This window comes from Paraburkholderia sediminicola, assembly GCF_046027825.1.
Taxonomy (GTDB): Bacteria; Pseudomonadota; Gammaproteobacteria; order Burkholderiales; family Burkholderiaceae; genus Paraburkholderia; species Paraburkholderia sediminicola_D.
The window spans coordinates 12,410-28,087 of record NZ_JAQQDU010000106.1 but is presented as its reverse complement, the minus strand read 5'-3'; the positions used below and the strand labels follow the sequence as shown (position 1 = coordinate 28,087).

Genomic DNA, 15,678 nt, shown 5'->3' with positions numbered 1-15,678 from the left:
GCTCATCGTGGTTTCCTGCCGTTTCGTTCCAGGCAGTATTGTATGGACCCGAGGGCTTTTGCGACAGCCTCTGAAGGGCGAGGTTTGACGCGCACTTGATCAAGCAGGCGCACAAAGCGGTCATAGTCAGACGCCGAGGGCACAGCCATCGCCCTCGCGCCGAACTCAGCGGCAACTCAATGAACCTGTGGCGGCGGGTCCGCCGGCTCATCGTCAGGCGCCCCGCCCGCGCCGAACAACTCCGCGCACAAGCCCTGGCCAATCTCGCTCAAACGTGCCGTCCCCGTGCCTTCCTCATTGAACGTGGTGTCCACCAGACCGCCGTCGACCAGCGCCGTCAACTGTCGCCGCAAGCCGCTCATCGGCACATCCGCCTGCTTGGAAAGCTTGGCGAGCGACCACGCGCCGCCGGGCGTCTCCTGATACGCGCGCCACAACTTCGCCAGTATGGCCACCAGCACCGGATCGAGTTCGTCTTCTTCCATCGTGAATGTCTCCTCGCTCTCCTAAACCCTCTCAGACTCTGCCAAGCCGTACCAAGCCCTACGCGGCCCTATCACGCCATCTGCGCCACCAGTTCACCCAGCGTCTTCAACGCCGCCTCGGTCTGCGCCGTCCACGGATAGCTGTAATTGAGCCGGATGAAGTGGCGAAAATCGTTGCGCATCGAAAACATCATGCCCGGCCCGATTGTGATGCTGCGCGCGAGCGCCGCCTGATAGAGCCGCATCGAATCGACGCGCTCAGGCAATTCCACCCACAACACGTACCCGCCTTGCGGCGTCGACATGCGCGTGCCCGCCGGAAAAAACCGCTGCACCATCGCCGTCATGATGCTCGCCTGCTGCCGGTAAACCTTGCGCACGTGCCGCAGATGCCGGTCGTAGCCGTCCTGACGGAGGTAATCGGCGACGGCGACTTGCGGTACCGAAGGCGTTGTCAGCGTGTTGAGAAACTTCAGCTTCTCGACCTGCGCGCGGTAGCGCCCCGGCATCGCCCAACCGATCCGGTATGACGCAGTCAGACTCTTCGAAAACGACGCGCAATGTAGCACCAGCCCCTTGGTGTCGAAGTTCTTCAAGGTCGACGGCCGCGCCTCGCCGAAGTACAGCTCCTGGTAGACATCGTTCTCAATGGCGGGAATCTCGTGGGCGGCGAGCAGTTCGACCAGTTGCTGCTTACGCGCGTCCGGCATCTGGAAACCAAGCGGATTCTGGAAGTTCGGCATCACCATGCACGCGGCGATCTTCTGCCGGGCGATGACCTGGGCTAACGCCTCAATGTCGATGCCGTGGACCGGATGCGTCGCCACTTCGATTGCGCGCATGCCGAGCCGCTCGATGGCGTGCAGCATCGCGTAGTAAGTCGGCGACTCGACGGCGACCGTATCGCCCGGCTTGGCGACCGCCTGCAAGCTGAGGTTGATCGCCTCCGTCGCGCCAAGCGTGATGATGATCTCGTCCGGGTCGACCGGCACGCCGTTCTCGGCATAGCGGCGCGCGATCTGCCGGATCAGCTCCGGATTGCCGGGCGGCAAGTCGTCCATCAGGTTCCAGCTTGCCTGGCGCCGGGCAATCGCATTCGCATACTGGTTGATGCGCCGCCACGGGAACAGCGATGGATCGGGATACGGTGAGCCGAGCGGCACGGCGTCGTGCGCACGGATGCTGCGCAGGGTCGACAGGACGAGCCGGCTCACGTCGACCGCAGCGGCCACCGGCTGCGTGTGGGCAGCCGGCTTGCGGCTCAGACGCGAATCGTCGAGCGCGGCGGCCGTCGCCACCGCGTCGCGCACGAAATAGCCCGACTGCGGACGCGTCTCGACAATCCCCCGGCTTTCCAGCAACGCGTACGCGTGCAGCACGGTCTTGATGCTGACGCCGTGCTGCTGGCTCGCCTGCCGCACCGACGGAATCCGCTCGCCCGCGGCGAAAACGCCGCGGCGCACGGCTTCGGTCATTTCATCGGCGAGTTTTTCGTACAGTTTCAAGGACCTGGCTCAAACGAACGCGGGGGCGGGAACGCCAGTCTATGACAAATATCCCGCAACTGTATCCCTTCTCTTTCCGATTTTCTGTATGCTGCGCCGTTTTTGGAACACAGTAGGCTTCTATGCATCGGCATAAAAGCCTCGTCCAAGCCACATCCGGCGGCAAGATCATGAAGAAACCCGAAGCTCGCATCGAACCGTACACCCACCCCGCCGCTGGCTGGGGCGCGCTCAAATACGTTGCCCTCAACCTCATCAAGGAAAAGGTGACGGGCGGCGACTACCGCATGCTGTTCAAACAGAACCAGCCGGACGGCTTCGACTGCCCAGGTTGCGCGTGGCCGGACCGCGAGCATGCGTCGACCTTCGAGTTCTGCGAAAACGGCGTCAAGGCCGTGGCGGCCGAGGCGACCAGCAAGCGCGTGACGCCGGCGTTTTTCGAGGCGCACACGGTTGAAGAACTGATGGCGCAGTCGGATTACGAACTCGAACAACACGGCCGCCTGACCGACCCGCTCGTCTACGACGCCGTACGTGACCGTTACGTGCCGATCGGTTGGGACGAAGCCTTCGATCTGATCGCCGATCACCTGAAACGCCTCGACAATCCGGACAGCGCCGCCTTTTACACCTCGGGGCGCGCCAGCAACGAAGCCGCGTTCCTGTACCAGTTGTTCGTGCGCATGTACGGCACCAACAACTTCCCTGACTGTTCGAACATGTGCCACGAAGCGACCAGCCGCGGTTTGCCGCACACGGTCGGCATCGGCAAGGGCACGGTCACGCTCGACGACTTCGAACACGCCGATACGCTCCTGATCTTCGGCCAGAATCCGGCGACCAACCATCCGCGTATGCTCGGCGAGCTGCGCGAGTGCGCGACGCGCGGCGCGACCATTGTGTCGATCAATCCGCTGAAGGAACGTGGCCTCGAGCGCTTTGCCAGCCCGCAACATCCGGTGGAAATGATCACGATGGGCAGCACGAAGATCAGCTCCGTGTTCATCCGGCCGAAGGTCGGCGGCGATTTCGCCTTGATCAAGGGCGTCGCGAAACGCGTGATCGAACTCGACGACGAAGCGCTGGCCTCGGCTCTGGAACGCGTGCTCGACGTCGCGTTTATCGCCGAACACACGGTCGGCTTCGATGCGTTCGCCGACGATTTGCGTGCCGAAAGCTGGGACACCATCGTCGCCGAATCGGGCGTGCCGTTTGAAGACGTGCTGAAGCTCGCCGACATCTACGTGAAGGGCCGCGCGGTGATTTCGACGTGGGGCATGGGCCTTACGCAACACAAGAACTCCGTGCCGACGGTGCAAATCCTGTCGAATCTGATGATGATGCGCGGCAATATCGGCCGCCGCGGCGCGGGCTTGTGCCCGGTGCGTGGGCACTCGAATGTGCAGGGCGATCGCACGGTCGGCATCGAAGAACGGCCGACTCAGGCGTTCCTGGATCGGCTAGGCGAAGTCTACGATTTCGAGCCGCCGCGCGAGCATGGCCTCGATGTCGTCAACACGATTCAAGCCATGCTCGACGGCAACGTGAAGGTGTTCATCGGCCTCGGCGGCAACTTCTCGATCGCGACGCCGGACACGCCGCGCACGTGGGACGCCATGCGTTCGTGCGATCTCACCGTGCACATCACGACCAAGCTGAACCGCAGCCACCTCATCCACGGACGCGACGCGCTGATTCTGCCGACGCTCGGGCGCACCGAGATCGATCTGCAAAATGGGGTGGCGCAAGGCGTGAGCGTCGAGGATTCGATGAGCATGGTGCACATCTCGTACGGCATGAACAAGCCGGCCTCGGAAAATCTGCTGTCGGAAATTGCGATCGTCGCGCGCATGGCGCACGCCACGCTCGGCAGCGGCAAGGTGGACTGGCTCGCCCACGCGGCCGACTACGCATTGATTCGCGATGGCATCGCGCAGGTGATCGAAGGCTTCCAGGACTACAACGAGCGCCTGAAGCACCCCGGCGGCTTTCATCTGGGCGTGGCCTCGCGCGAGCGGATCTGGAAAACGCCGAGCGGCAAGGCGCAATTCCTGGTGCATGCGATTGACGTCGACACGCCGATTCATCAAGCGCGCGCAGAGCACGGCGAGCGCCTGATGACCTTGATGACGACCCGTTCACACGATCAGTACAACACGACGATCTACGGCCTCGACGATCGTTATCGCGGCGTGTATGGACAGCGGCGCGTGCTGTTCGCGAACAAGGACGATCTGGCGATGCTGGGTTTCGTCGCGGGCCAGCGTGTGGATATCACGAGCGTGTGGGCCGATGGGATCGAGCGCCACGCGGCCGGGTTCCTGCTGGTGGAGTACGACATTCCGCGTGGGTGCCTCGGCGCTTACTATCCGGAAACCAATCCGCTCGTGCCGCTCTCTTCGGTCGCCGACGGCGCGGGGACGCCGACTTCGAAGTCGATTCCGGTGTTGTTGACGGCGTCGGCGGTGGTTGAGGCGGTGGCTGCGTGAGGGGGGCTGCGCACGCCAAACTCCTCAGCTTCAAGTGGCGGCGTTGAATACCGGCAAAAGGCCCATTCGATCCAGCGCGTGCCCGAATTCAGCAAGCCGCTTTTCCCGATATGCGGGCACATCAACGTCCGCATAGTCGTAGAAACCGCGCCCATCGCGCAGTCCGTCACGGCCTTCACGCGTGTTGTCGCTGACGATTTTCGCCGGCAAAAAACGCGGATCGATGGCGCGTGCGAGATAGTGCGACGCATAGTTCAGGATGTCGCAACCGCCCCAGTCGATGAATTCGAGCAGCCCCAGAACCGAGAAGCGCAGGCCGAAGCCCGTACGGATCGCGATGTCGATATCTTCGGCGCTGGCAACCCCCTCCTCGACCATGCGCGCGGCTTCGTTCATCGCGAGCGCCTGAATGCGCGGCACGATGTAACCCGCGGACGGCGCACACACCACAGGTACCTTGCCAACCCGGCGCAGCAGCGTCACCACGCGCTGCACGGTCGCCTCACTCGTCACGTCGCTGCGGCTCACTTCGACGAGCGGCATCAGATGGGCGGGGTTGAGCCAGTGCGCGTTGAGCAAGCGTTGCGGATGAGCGACGATCTGCTGCAGTTCGGTCACGAGAAAAGTGGACGTGGTCGACGCAATCAACACCTCAGCGCCGGCATGTTCACACAGCCATGCGAACGCGGTCTGCTTGGCCTCCATGACTTCTGGCACGGCTTCGAAGACGATCTCGCCCGCAGCGAGCCCGGCCCGCGCGCGCTCACGATCCACGATGACGATACGCGCCATCGCCTCAGCCGCCTGTGAATCCGTGATACGGCCGAAGGCCACCTGGGTTTGCAACTGCCGCGCAATGTCGCCGCGCGCGGTCTCAGCGAACGCAGCACGGGCTGCTGCGTCACGGTCCTTGAAGTCGATCAGGGTGACGTGCAGCCCCGCGTACGCGAACGCAAGCGCTATGCCTTGCCCCATGCGTCCTGCACCCAGGATATGGACGTGCTGGATAGCGTTCATTGGGCAAAACCGCGTTCAAGCAGGGCCGTCATCGCTTCGCGCGAGAGCGAAGCGATGCCCAATTGCTCCAGCGTGCGCCCTTCGCCATACAGATCGCGCTCCGACACGGCACTCGCCACATTCAGCAAGCCTTCGGCGATAGGCGTCGGCACGCCGGCCCACCGTCCGGCCGAGACGAGAAACGACAGGCCCAGCCGCGTGTCCTCCAGCATGTAGCGATGCGTCTTCAGATCGATGTCCTCGCGCCAGTCGCCACTGTCGGTCAGCTTGTCGTGCGCGCCGCGGCCGTACATCCACTCGTCGCCCTCGCTGGCGTAGTGGTCCGAGAGCGGAAAGTGCGGCGCGCCGTAGCCGAGCGCTTCGCGCACCGCCATACGTTCGGCATCGAGCGCACTCGTCACGCGGCGTATCGAAGGCTGCGTGCCTTCGTTGTGAATGTCCCAGGCGTCGAAATGTTCGAGCGGCCCCGCATTCATCATGATCAGCGGCGGGTGAATCACCGGCCCTGCGTTCATCAACGCGCCGCTCAGCGCATCCTCGATGGGTTCGACTGAAGGATAGCCGTCTTGCAGTACCGGCAACGCCCAGGCGGAAAACCGCGCGGGAAACACGCCGGTCGGCAAGCGGGTGGCATAGGCGCTCACCACCACATTGTCTTCACCATGCTTGCGAGCCAGATACGGCAACGTGCCCGTTTCGGCGAATGCCACCTTGCTGGTGTTGCCGGCCTCGTGCATCGCCTTCGCGAACACATAGCTGCCGAACGTGCCCGGCGGCAGGAAGACGACCTGATCGTTCGCGAGGCATGGCGCGAGTTGCACCGCCAGCGCTTCGTGCGTCGTGGACGGCAGCGGGATAACGATTAGCCGCGCGCCCTGTACCGCTTCTGCGAGGTCGTCGACGAGACGCACGGCGCCCGGCGCCTCGCCAAGCGGCACGCGCCGCTCGCCCCGGAAATCCTTGACATTCAGCGAGCCAATTTCGCGCAGCCGCGCTGCAGCGTTCGTATCGCGCCGCCACCACGTCACCCGTTGACCCTTTTCCAACAGGTCGATCACGGCCGCATAGCAGCCGTGGCCGCCGCCCAGTACGCTGACATTCATCACAGTTCTCCTTGTTCGATGACTGCCAGATTACGTGCCCGCCCGCACAAAAACGCTTCACGCCGCGCAAACCTCATTCAAATCCGGCAACTCGATGCAGCACACCATGACGCGCGGTGAACAATTCACCATCCGGGTCGCCCCGTTCTTGCGCGAACAATATGGCCGTCGCATCATGAGCGCGCTACCCACTGCACGCCTCGAGGCCAACGAATGGACATCGCGATCTCACACAAGACCCGTAACCGCCTGATCGCATCGCACGCGCGGGAGGAGATCGAACGGGAAGTGTCGCAGGTACTATGCCCGCACAGAATGGAAGTCACGGATCGCGGACCGCTCAACGCGGAGCTGTACCGTGTCGCCCTCCATCAGGCGACGCTTCTGGAACTCCATTACGGCAGCGAAACGCACATTGACGCGGGCGATATCGGCGACCACTATCTGTTTCGCACCACGCTAAGCGGTCAATGCGCGCTGGAATCCGGCAGCGAGCGCGTCTCATTGCGCGCGGGTGGCCTGAGCGTGTCGTCGCCTGCACGGATGAGCCGCATCGTCACGGATCGCGAATGCCGCAACCTGTTGCTGCGTATCGACCGGCAGGCACTCGAAGTCAAACTCGCCGAAATGCTCAACGACAGCCTCAGACAGCCGCTGGTGTTCGACCTCGCGGTAGACGGCGCACATACCGGCACGACAGTCTTTTTTTCGACGCTGCGTTACCTGTGCGATCTCTGCGACCAGTTCGACACGCCGGCGCATGAACGGATTTTCGGCCGCGATCTCACGCAGTGGCTGATGACGGTGCTGCTCAGCCAACTGCCTCACACTTACAGCGAGACGCTTGCGAAAGCGTCCTCCGCGCCGCTGCCGGCCCATGTGCGCCGCGCGCGCGACTATATCGACGCGCACCTCGACGAACCGCTCCGCATGGACGCGCTGGCGCGTGCGGCCGGCGTATCGACGCGCACGCTGCAGAACGGCTTCAGTCAGTTTCTCAATACGTCGCCGGGCGGCTATATCCGCGAACGGCGGCTCGAGGCAGTCCATCGCGCACTCCAGACCGAGCCGGAACGATCGGTGACCGACATCCTTATCGAACACGGCGTGAACAGCTTTGGGCATTTCGCAAAGGCTTATGCGCGACGCTTCGGCTGTTTGCCATCGGCGACGGCGAGGCGCCGGATGTGCAACTGATCCCGTATCCGCAGAACGCCTATCACGCTCATGCAAACCAATCCCGCTGACGCCACGCCGCATGCGCACGACATACGGCCCTTCATGGATGCCGGCGATGCGCCACGCGTGCAGGACCTCGACCTCAACCTGCTGAAGGCCTTTCACGCCGTCCACGTAGAGAAGAACGTCGGCCGCGCGGCGTTACGCCTGGGGGTGACGCAACCGTCCGTGAGCCATGCGTTGAGCCGCCTGCGCCTCGTGTTTCGTGACGCCCTGTTCGTGCGCACGCCAGGCGGCGTCGAAGCCACGCCACGCGCGCAACGCCTCGCGGGCTCGATCGACCGCGTCCTGCACATCCTCCAGGACATGCTCGATGAAGGCGCGCAATTCTGCGCCGCCACCTCGCGACGCGTGTTCCACCTGCATATGAGCGACTTTGCGGAAAGCGCGTTTCTACCGACGCTGATGCGCGAACTCAGCGCCCGCGCGCCGGACGTGATGGTCGAAACCCATCACATCGAGGACAGCCAGTTCAACGTCGCGCTCGAATCCGGCCGCATTGACTTTGCTCTCGGGCATTTTCCGCACGCGTCGAGCCACTTTTACCATAGCGAACTCCTCCAGGAGCGTTACGTACTGCTGATGGCGCGGCGCGCGGCGCAGAGACTCGAACTGGATGCCCACTACACATTGGGCGCGAATGTACCCGCGGGGCTGCATTTCATCGCGGTTACGTCGCACCCGCAGGCGACCGAACTGCTCGAACGCTATCACCTGACAGGGCGCGTGCGGATCGCCGTACCGAACTTCATGGTCGTGCCGGCGATCCTGAGCCGCTGCGATTACGCGCTGATACTGCCGCGCACCGTAGCGCGCGCCTTCTCCGCGCTCGGCGAGTCCGCCGTCTTCGAAATCGACGATGCCGGCACGTGGCCCGTCAACGCCTACTGGCACCGCCGTTTCGATGCCGACCCCGGCCACCGTTGGCTGCGCGGGTTATTGATGGAACTGTTCCGGATCGGCGCCGCCGAGCCCTTCGACAGTTGGCTCGGCGCGCCGCTCGATCTCAACCCCGAAAGCTCGCGCAGCGACTAGCCGCGGCATGCAGGGCATGCGCGGTTTTTGCAGCGGATGCGTCGCCTAGAACGCCGTCATCATGCCGACGACGACCGAACTCGCGGTCGCGCCCGGCTTGGCCACCGCCACCCCGCCGCCCGCCGCACCGTTGACGGTGAACGTTGCATGCGCGCCATTGCGGACCATGGCCGCACCCGTGTAGAGCACGGTGCGCTTCGACAAAGGATAGTCGCAGCGCACGCCAAACGAGTCCGCATTGCCTTCAATGTCGGCGACCTTCCGGTAATGGCCGTAACTCAACAAAACTAGCGACCGCCCCACTGGCACAGTTGCATCAAGTTCGAACAGATCGCTGTGCGGGTTCGAACTGGTGGCATTCACGCCGGCTGCGACATCCGGGCCACCGCGATGGCGCATGTAGATGAACGCCGGCTTGACGAAGCCGAAGTCGTACGAAATGCCGCCGAGCGCATAATTGCCGGCAGCGGTCGGGCTGTTCGCGTTCAGTGCTGCCGCGCTAGCCGGGCTGAACGTCTGCTGCATGTAGTCGGCGTCGATCGACAGATTACCGTTCACGTAGTTGAGCGACGAGCCATAGGTGTCCCCGAGCGTCGACGGCACATTCTGCGCACCATTCGCGCCGCGCGCGGCAATCGCCCGGAGCAGGAAACCACCGACACGCGGCGACGTGTACCTCACGGAGTTGTTCACGCGCAGAAACGCAGGTCCGACGAAGTTGTTCGCCGCGTTGCCCCACGCCAGCCCGGCGCCGTCTGCCGGCAGACTGTACGTCACGAACGAGGTATGCAGGACCGTATAGTTAACCCCGGCCTGCATGGCACCAAACGGCCCGGACAGTCCGACCCACGCTTCGCGTCCGAACAGCGCCCCGTTGTTGCCGAGTGTGCCGTTGGCGGAGTTGAAGCCATTTTCGAGCTTGAAGATCGCGCGATAGCCGCCGCCGAGATCTTCACTGCCCTTCAAGCCAAATTGCGTTGCAAAGATATCGCCGCTGCCCATCCGCACCACGTGGTTGGGGCCAAAATTCGTATACTCGATCGATGTATCGATACGTCCGTACAAGGTCACGCTCGATTGCGCCATAGCGGGTGCCGCTGCAACGCATAGCAGCGACGCGCTCCATTTCCAGTTGGTCATTCCTCTAGTCCCGGCGAGAGTGGTGTTTTATCTGCCGCGCGGTTTGAACGCTGCGGCGTTTGTGTTTCCCGCCTTTTCCTGAGGACTTCGTTTGATCGGGCAGAAAACGAAGCGAGTCTAGGAAGGCCAATTTTGAGCGTCGATCAACTCACGCATATAACACTTATAGACCGCGCGAATGATGTGTTTCGCGCGCCGCAGGGCGATCTTCGGCCCCTTATGTGGCGGGCCTTCTGGCGACTCGTACTGGGAAAATCTTTAGCTGCCCAGGGGAATGCCGCAGTGTGCATGCAGGCACTGCGCATATGTTTCGGAATTTTGTTTACGTACGCTGCATCTCCGGAACGCCGCCATGGCGACCTCTTCTCATGCATGCAGGCAGGCCGTGCGCCTACGCGCGCTGCCATGCGCCGTCGAACATCGATTCCCGGAGAACATAGATGACCTTATCAACTAGCAGCAAGCCTGCCGGCAGGCGCTATACCTACGAATGGTATGTGGTGGTGATCTGCATGCTTGCTTACGTGTTTTCCTTTATCGACCGGCAGGTGCTCGCGCTGATGATCGAGCCGATCAAAAAGGATCTGCATCTGACCGATACGCAGTTCAGCCTGTTGCAGGGCTTCGCGTTTTCGCTCTTCTACGCAGTGATGGGGATGCCGCTCGCCTATCTCGCCGACCGCTTTGCGCGGCCGCGCATCATCGCGACAGGCATCGCGCTATGGAGTCTCGCCACCACCGCCTGCGGCGTCAGCCAGAACTTCCTTCACATGTTTCTGGCGCGGATGAGCGTCGGTGTGGGCGAAGCCGCGCTCTCGCCGGGAACGTATTCGATGTTGAGCGACTACTTTCCCAAAGAAAAACTGGGGCGAGCAGTCGGCATCTATTCCCTCGGCTCGTTCATTGGCGGCGGGATCGCGTTCCTGATTGGCGGGTACGTGATCAACCTGCTGAAACAGATGACTACCGTCTCACTACCGTTCGTCGGCGACGTGCGCTCGTGGCAGTTGACCTTTTTCATTGTCGGGCTGCCGGGCCTGATCATAGCGCTGCTGTTTATCCTGACCGTGCGCGATCCCCAGCGTAAGGGCCTCAGACAGGACAGCGCCGGAAAGGCCAAGCGTGTGTCGATGGGCGATTCGCTGCGTTTTATCCGCTCGCATGGCAAGACGTTCTCTTGCCATTACCTCGGCTTTTCCTTCTACGCGATGACGCTCTTCTGCCTGATGAGTTGGACACCCGCGTTCTATATCCGCCGCTTCGGGCTCACGCCGGTCGAAGCCGGCTACACGCTTGGCACCATCCTGCTGATCGCGAACACCGTAGGCGTGTTCTGCGGCGGGTGGCTCAACGACTGGCTGATGAAGAAAGGCCGCACAGACGGCCCGATGCTCGCTGGTTTCATCGGCGCAGTCGGGATGCTGGTGCCGGCGGTCGCCTTCACGCAGGTCGGCAGTCTGACCGTTTCGCTCGGGTTACTGGTGATCGCGATGTTCTTTGCGTCGTTCCCGATGCCGACCTCGACCGCCGCGATGCAGACGCTCGCACCCAACCAGATGCGTGCGCAGATTTCAGCGGTGTTCCTACTGGTCTCGAACCTGATCGCACTCGGTATCGGCACCACGCTCGTTGCGTTGTTGACCGACAAGGTGTTTGGCTCACCCAAAGCCGTCGGCAGTTCAATGTCCATCGTCAACCTGGTCGCCACCCTGTTCGCCATCGTGCTGTTGTGGTTCGGCTGCAGGCAGTTCCGCCTGAGCCTGGCACGCGAACAGGCTTACCCGGAGTCAACAGATGCGGCGGCGCATCAGGGTGCAGCAGAGCTTGCCCATGCCGCCAGTACGGCGCCGCTCGCAAGCACGCAGGCATGAAGCCTGGCGCTCACGTCTGGTTTTTCTTCAGATCGCGATACGTCAGATGTAAGCGCAGATCAAATTCGATCTGATGGTAGCCCGGTTGCATGAACTCGCAGAGGCGGTAGAACGCCTTGTTATGGTCGCTTTCTTTCAGATGCGCGAGTTCATGCACGACGATCATCTTCAGGAATTCCGGCGCAGCGTCCTTGAATAGCGAGGCGATGCGGATCTCTTTCTTTGCCTTCAGCTTGCCGCCTTGCACCCGCGAGATACTCGTGTGAAGGCCGAGTGCGTGGCGCACGACGTCGAGTTTGCTGTCGTAGGTAACCTTGTCGATTTGCGCGCCGTTGCGAAGGTGTTCGCGCTTCAGATCCGCGCAGTACTCATACAGGGTCCGGTCTGTTTGCACGTCGTGCGTGTTGGGGTACCGCTTTGCGAGGTAAGGGCCGAGTTCCTCGTCGGCGATCAGTTTTTTGACTTTTTCCTGCAGCCCCGCTGGGTAGCCGGTCAGGTATTTCAGGTGTTGCATCGTGGTGTTCTTTACGATTGGCGGCGGCACAGCTTGCATGCCGCGTGGCGGAGACAGTGGTACGCGGATTCTCGATGAGCAGAATCTAACCGAGATTGTCTTCGCAATCCCCCCACAGTCGCAGGGGATCCCGGTGCAGCGGATACTGCTTGTCGAGCCACGCCGACAATCGGGCCCAATCAGGGTGGTTGGTCCCGGTCTGGGCAGACCATGTCGACGACCTCTCAAGAATCTGTCCGCTCTGACGATCACGGACAACCAGACTACCGAGACCACTCGAACTGTTCTCCTGCGATTCGACCCGATACCGCGGCAGGATTCTCACTTCAGCATCCCCTGCCCAGCCGTACACGGCCCGGACCACGCCGGTCGCGTCGCGCAACTCCACCGCACCGCTGGCCGGTCGAATGGCCGCCCAACCCTCGGGAAACTCCGCGACGACCTCATTGCCGCTTTCCCGGACCCATTTCATGCGCCAGGCCCTCACCATTGCCTCGCGCATCTGCGATACCGACGCATATCCCGCCGGCAACTCGATCGCTTTGGGCAAGGTAACGAGGTTATCTTTCCAAAGCGATGCCTCGTCACGATCACGTCGCTCGGTCGTTCTGGATACGTTTTCTCCGAACGGGTTATCAGGCCGGCTAGCGAGACGGGTGCCGCTTTGCTGCAGATCGGGGAAAAGACCGTCGGCATCCCGACGCGTCATCTTTGGTTTTCCGTTTTTCATGGGTCTCACTGCTGAAAGGCGCTCTCAGGAACAATCAATTTACATTAAACATGGCGACGCTCTTTGCAACGGCGCCATTATCAGGGCCGCTGACCAGGTGCGCGCGGTCAAACATGCGGCAGGTCGTCGATACATTTTTCGACATGCTCACCAGGAACATCCGTGTCGATCCCGTCGTGGCCGTCGGTGTGGGCGACAGGCACGATTTTTGGCCCCAGAAACCGTGTGCCGCCGAGTGTAAAGAGGGACCAAACAGCATTTCCCCGACGGATCGCGGCCACAACTTCGGCCACCTCGACAATCGACGTGGGGGACAACCAGTCACGCGTCGCCGGGTCGACGGGAGCCCAGCGCACGTGGGTAATCCTGTCGTTCGTCGGGTTGATGCGAATGGCGTCAATAGCGAACGTAGTCATATCTGCCTCGATCATCCTGACAAGGGGATCTCAACATTATGCGCTGCTTCTTTTTCCGCTTCACCGGCTAACTTCCCTGCCGGATCATCTGCGAGGGCGACGCGCCGATGGGGAGCGCCCGATCGTCGAACTCGTCGAACTGCATGGCCGTCTCCAACAGATTGCGCTGCTAGTCGTCGCTCTGGACAAGCTTCGGGCGCCCTACCGCGTCTGGACCTGAATCCACCAGCTTGTTCCGGTAGTCACAGGCAGGACAGAGGAAAAAGAATCCTTGTTCATCGATTTCCGGCTCGACGCGATCAAAGTCGAACGACACATTGCAGTTACGACAGGTCCACATAGCGGCCTCCGTCGGTATCTCCGATGAATCCCGGCATAACGGAACGATCCGTAAGCCGGCTCTCCGGCGCAAGAGAATCAGTGCTGCCCGGCGTTCAGCAGCACCCAGGTCTGCTGCGTGGGCGGACCGGCGAGTATGCGCGCGAACACGCCGCCGCACCGCTTGCAGGTGTAGTGCTCTTCTGCTCGCGCATCCTTCACGGCGCCGACGCCGTTAAGCGTCAGGTCGTCGTGCGCCGCCGCAGTCGCCGCCTGCCCGTACAGATCAGCGCATCGTGCGCAGGGTTGTATCCAGAGTTCCATTTTGACCTACTAAAGCGGTGATCAGCCGTTGCTGGCACCCGAGCCGCCTTTGACAATCATGTCGACGCGGCGCTTGCCTTCGACATACCCAGCCTCGCGGGCTGCGTCTTCGCTGCGGAAAGTACTCACGAGTTCCTGGAAGCGAATGCTCTGCCCAGCAAGGTGAGCATCGGAACCGTGGCGACAGATGTACCCGGAGTAATGCCACAAGGTGGTTGGGGCCGGGGGACCGTATGCAAGGATCGGCAGCACCCAGACTTCATATCCGTCGTGTTCGATCTTGTCCCACATGGCTGTCTCCAGTGTGATTGTCGAGGAATCGTAGCATGCAAACCATGACCGGCATGGATCTCGCTGGCAAGCGCGGCGCACACATCAGCGACTGTGGCACGTACCAGCACCGACTCTGGCGCGATTGGTATTCGATAAACGGATACACATAACGAGCCCGCCCCTCCCATGCCGCCTGGTACAGGTGCATGCCCTTCCTGACCTCAACTCCCACATGCATGAATCAGGAACTGCTGAAACGCCAAAGCGGGCGTATCGAGCGTCACGCCTTTGCGCCACACCATACCCGCGTCCATCTGCGGAATCGCATTGAGTATGGGCCGCGCGTCGATCCGCTTGCCTTCCAGCGACCAGGGACGAAACACCATGTCAGAGAGAATGGTCACGCCGAAGCCATGCGCGACCAGACCGCGCAACGCTTCCATCGAACCCGTGCGAAACGCGATATTCGGCGTGACGCCGTTCTGCTTCCAGTAGCGCAGCGTCGACTGCTCACCTTCGTCGACCGTGATCAGGATATACGGATACTCCGCGACATCCGCGAGCGACGGCGCGTTGAGTTGCGCGAGCGGATGCGTGGGCGACGTCCACAGCTGCCGGCGCGAGCGGATCAGGACATGATGATTAAAACGCCTGACATTCTCGACGTTCGAGAGAAGCACTACGCCGAGGTCCACGGTTCCGTCGAGCACCGCCTGCTCAATCGCCATTCGATCCGTATCGTGCAGATCGATCTCGACATCAGGGTACGTCGCGCGAAAACGCGCCATCAGTTCGGGAAGAAAATAACCCAGCACCGTGTACGACGCGGCGATGCGCACGGTCCCCTTCAGGTCATGCGAACGGAAGGGTGCCTTGTAGACCGCATCGCGCACTGAGTCGAGTATGTGCCGCGCGTGATTCAGGAAATCCTGCCCATCAGGTGTCAGCGCAACGCCCTGTGGCAAGCGTTCGAAGAGCCGCGCACCCAGGGTTTCCTCTAGTGCGAGTACCGCGTTCGTAATCGCGGATTGCGACACATGTTCGACCGTCGCCGCCATCGAAAACTGCCCGCTTTGCGCGGCTGCCACGAAATAACGCATCTGCCGCAAGGTGATGTCTTTAGACATGTGTTTTTCACATAGCAGGGTTCGGTATTCGTGATTTTACGATGGAAATTCCGCTTTCTATACTCGGACACAAATAAAGCCATCGGAGACGT

At 61.9% G+C, this 15,678-nt stretch carries 16 protein-coding genes; 4 read left to right on the top strand and 12 right to left on the bottom strand.

What is annotated here, in order from left to right:
• Positions 1-176: 176 nt before the first annotated feature.
• Together PQQ96_RS35715 and PQQ96_RS35710 are read right to left on the bottom strand one after the other, a co-directional pair.
• The gene (locus PQQ96_RS35715; RefSeq protein WP_408301222.1) at positions 177-485 is read right to left on the bottom strand and encodes a helix-turn-helix domain-containing protein; all 309 of its coding nucleotides are present in this window, start codon (positions 483-485) and stop codon (positions 177-179) included.
• 71 nt (positions 486-556) lie between these two features.
• Positions 557-1,990 carry an aminotransferase-like domain-containing protein gene (locus PQQ96_RS35710; protein WP_408301221.1) on the bottom strand — a complete coding sequence of 478 codons (1,434 nt, stop codon included), beginning with the start codon at positions 1,988-1,990 and terminating at the stop codon, positions 557-559.
• Positions 1,991-2,160: 170 nt separating this feature from the next.
• On the opposite strand from PQQ96_RS35710, the gene PQQ96_RS35705 reads away from it, so the two are divergent.
• Positions 2,161-4,479: an FdhF/YdeP family oxidoreductase gene (locus PQQ96_RS35705; RefSeq protein ID WP_408301219.1), complete on the top strand. Its 2,319-nt coding sequence runs from the start codon at positions 2,161-2,163 to the stop codon at positions 4,477-4,479.
• Positions 4,480-4,509: 30 nt separating this feature from the next.
• On the opposite strand, the gene PQQ96_RS35700 is transcribed toward PQQ96_RS35705, so the two are convergent.
• A complete protein-coding gene (locus PQQ96_RS35700) occupies positions 4,510-5,496 on the bottom strand; it encodes a 3-hydroxybutyryl-CoA dehydrogenase (RefSeq protein WP_408301218.1) in 987 nt (328 codons plus the stop codon).
• The gene (locus PQQ96_RS35695) at positions 5,493-6,599 is read right to left on the bottom strand and encodes an NAD/NADP-dependent octopine/nopaline dehydrogenase family protein (RefSeq protein ID WP_408301216.1); all 1,107 of its coding nucleotides are present in this window, start codon (positions 6,597-6,599) and stop codon (positions 5,493-5,495) included. The genes PQQ96_RS35700 and PQQ96_RS35695 overlap by 4 nt, the downstream gene beginning before the upstream one ends.
• A 213-nt stretch (positions 6,600-6,812) precedes the next feature.
• On the opposite strand from PQQ96_RS35695, the gene PQQ96_RS35690 reads away from it, so the two are divergent.
• Positions 6,813-7,796, top strand: a complete 984-nt coding sequence (locus tag PQQ96_RS35690; protein WP_408301214.1) for an AraC family transcriptional regulator — start codon at positions 6,813-6,815, stop codon at positions 7,794-7,796.
• 30 nt (positions 7,797-7,826) lie between these two features.
• A complete protein-coding gene (locus tag PQQ96_RS35685; protein ID WP_408301212.1) occupies positions 7,827-8,873 on the top strand; it encodes a LysR family transcriptional regulator in 1,047 nt (348 codons plus the stop codon).
• A 45-nt stretch (positions 8,874-8,918) separates the two neighbouring features.
• On the opposite strand, the gene PQQ96_RS35680 is transcribed toward PQQ96_RS35685, so the two are convergent.
• Complete coding sequence (locus PQQ96_RS35680) at positions 8,919-10,013, bottom strand: porin (protein WP_408301210.1); 1,095 nt, start codon at positions 10,011-10,013, stop codon at positions 8,919-8,921.
• A 440-nt stretch (positions 10,014-10,453) separates the two neighbouring features.
• On the opposite strand from PQQ96_RS35680, the gene PQQ96_RS35675 reads away from it, so the two are divergent.
• Positions 10,454-11,884 carry a spinster family MFS transporter gene (locus PQQ96_RS35675; protein ID WP_408301208.1) on the top strand — a complete coding sequence of 477 codons (1,431 nt, stop codon included), beginning with the start codon at positions 10,454-10,456 and terminating at the stop codon, positions 11,882-11,884.
• A gap of 10 nt (positions 11,885-11,894) precedes the next feature.
• On the opposite strand, the gene PQQ96_RS35670 is transcribed toward PQQ96_RS35675, so the two are convergent.
• The 7 genes from PQQ96_RS35670 to PQQ96_RS35640 all read right to left on the bottom strand — a co-directional run bounded on the left by PQQ96_RS35670 (position 11,895) and on the right by PQQ96_RS35640 (position 15,586).
• Positions 11,895-12,398 carry a YgjP-like metallopeptidase domain-containing protein gene (locus PQQ96_RS35670; protein WP_408301206.1) on the bottom strand — a complete coding sequence of 168 codons (504 nt, stop codon included), beginning with the start codon at positions 12,396-12,398 and terminating at the stop codon, positions 11,895-11,897.
• Between the two features lie 85 nt (positions 12,399-12,483).
• Positions 12,484-13,128 (bottom strand): hypothetical protein, encoded by a 645-nt coding sequence (locus PQQ96_RS35665; protein WP_408301204.1) that lies wholly within the window; start codon positions 13,126-13,128, stop codon positions 12,484-12,486.
• 107 nt (positions 13,129-13,235) lie between these two features.
• Positions 13,236-13,544 (bottom strand): hypothetical protein, encoded by a 309-nt coding sequence (locus PQQ96_RS35660; RefSeq protein WP_408301202.1) that lies wholly within the window; start codon positions 13,542-13,544, stop codon positions 13,236-13,238.
• Positions 13,545-13,713: 169 nt separating this feature from the next.
• Positions 13,714-13,884: a hypothetical protein gene (locus PQQ96_RS35655; protein WP_408301200.1), complete on the bottom strand. Its 171-nt coding sequence runs from the start codon at positions 13,882-13,884 to the stop codon at positions 13,714-13,716.
• 77 nt (positions 13,885-13,961) lie between these two features.
• Positions 13,962-14,186, bottom strand: coding sequence for a hypothetical protein (locus tag PQQ96_RS35650; protein ID WP_408301198.1), 225 nt, complete (start codon positions 14,184-14,186; stop codon positions 13,962-13,964).
• A gap of 21 nt (positions 14,187-14,207) precedes the next feature.
• Positions 14,208-14,477 (bottom strand): hypothetical protein, encoded by a 270-nt coding sequence (locus PQQ96_RS35645; RefSeq protein WP_408301196.1) that lies wholly within the window; start codon positions 14,475-14,477, stop codon positions 14,208-14,210.
• A 203-nt stretch (positions 14,478-14,680) separates the two neighbouring features.
• The gene (locus tag PQQ96_RS35640; protein WP_408301195.1) at positions 14,681-15,586 is read right to left on the bottom strand and encodes a LysR family transcriptional regulator; all 906 of its coding nucleotides are present in this window, start codon (positions 15,584-15,586) and stop codon (positions 14,681-14,683) included.
• Between the last annotated feature and the right edge of the window lie 92 nt (positions 15,587-15,678).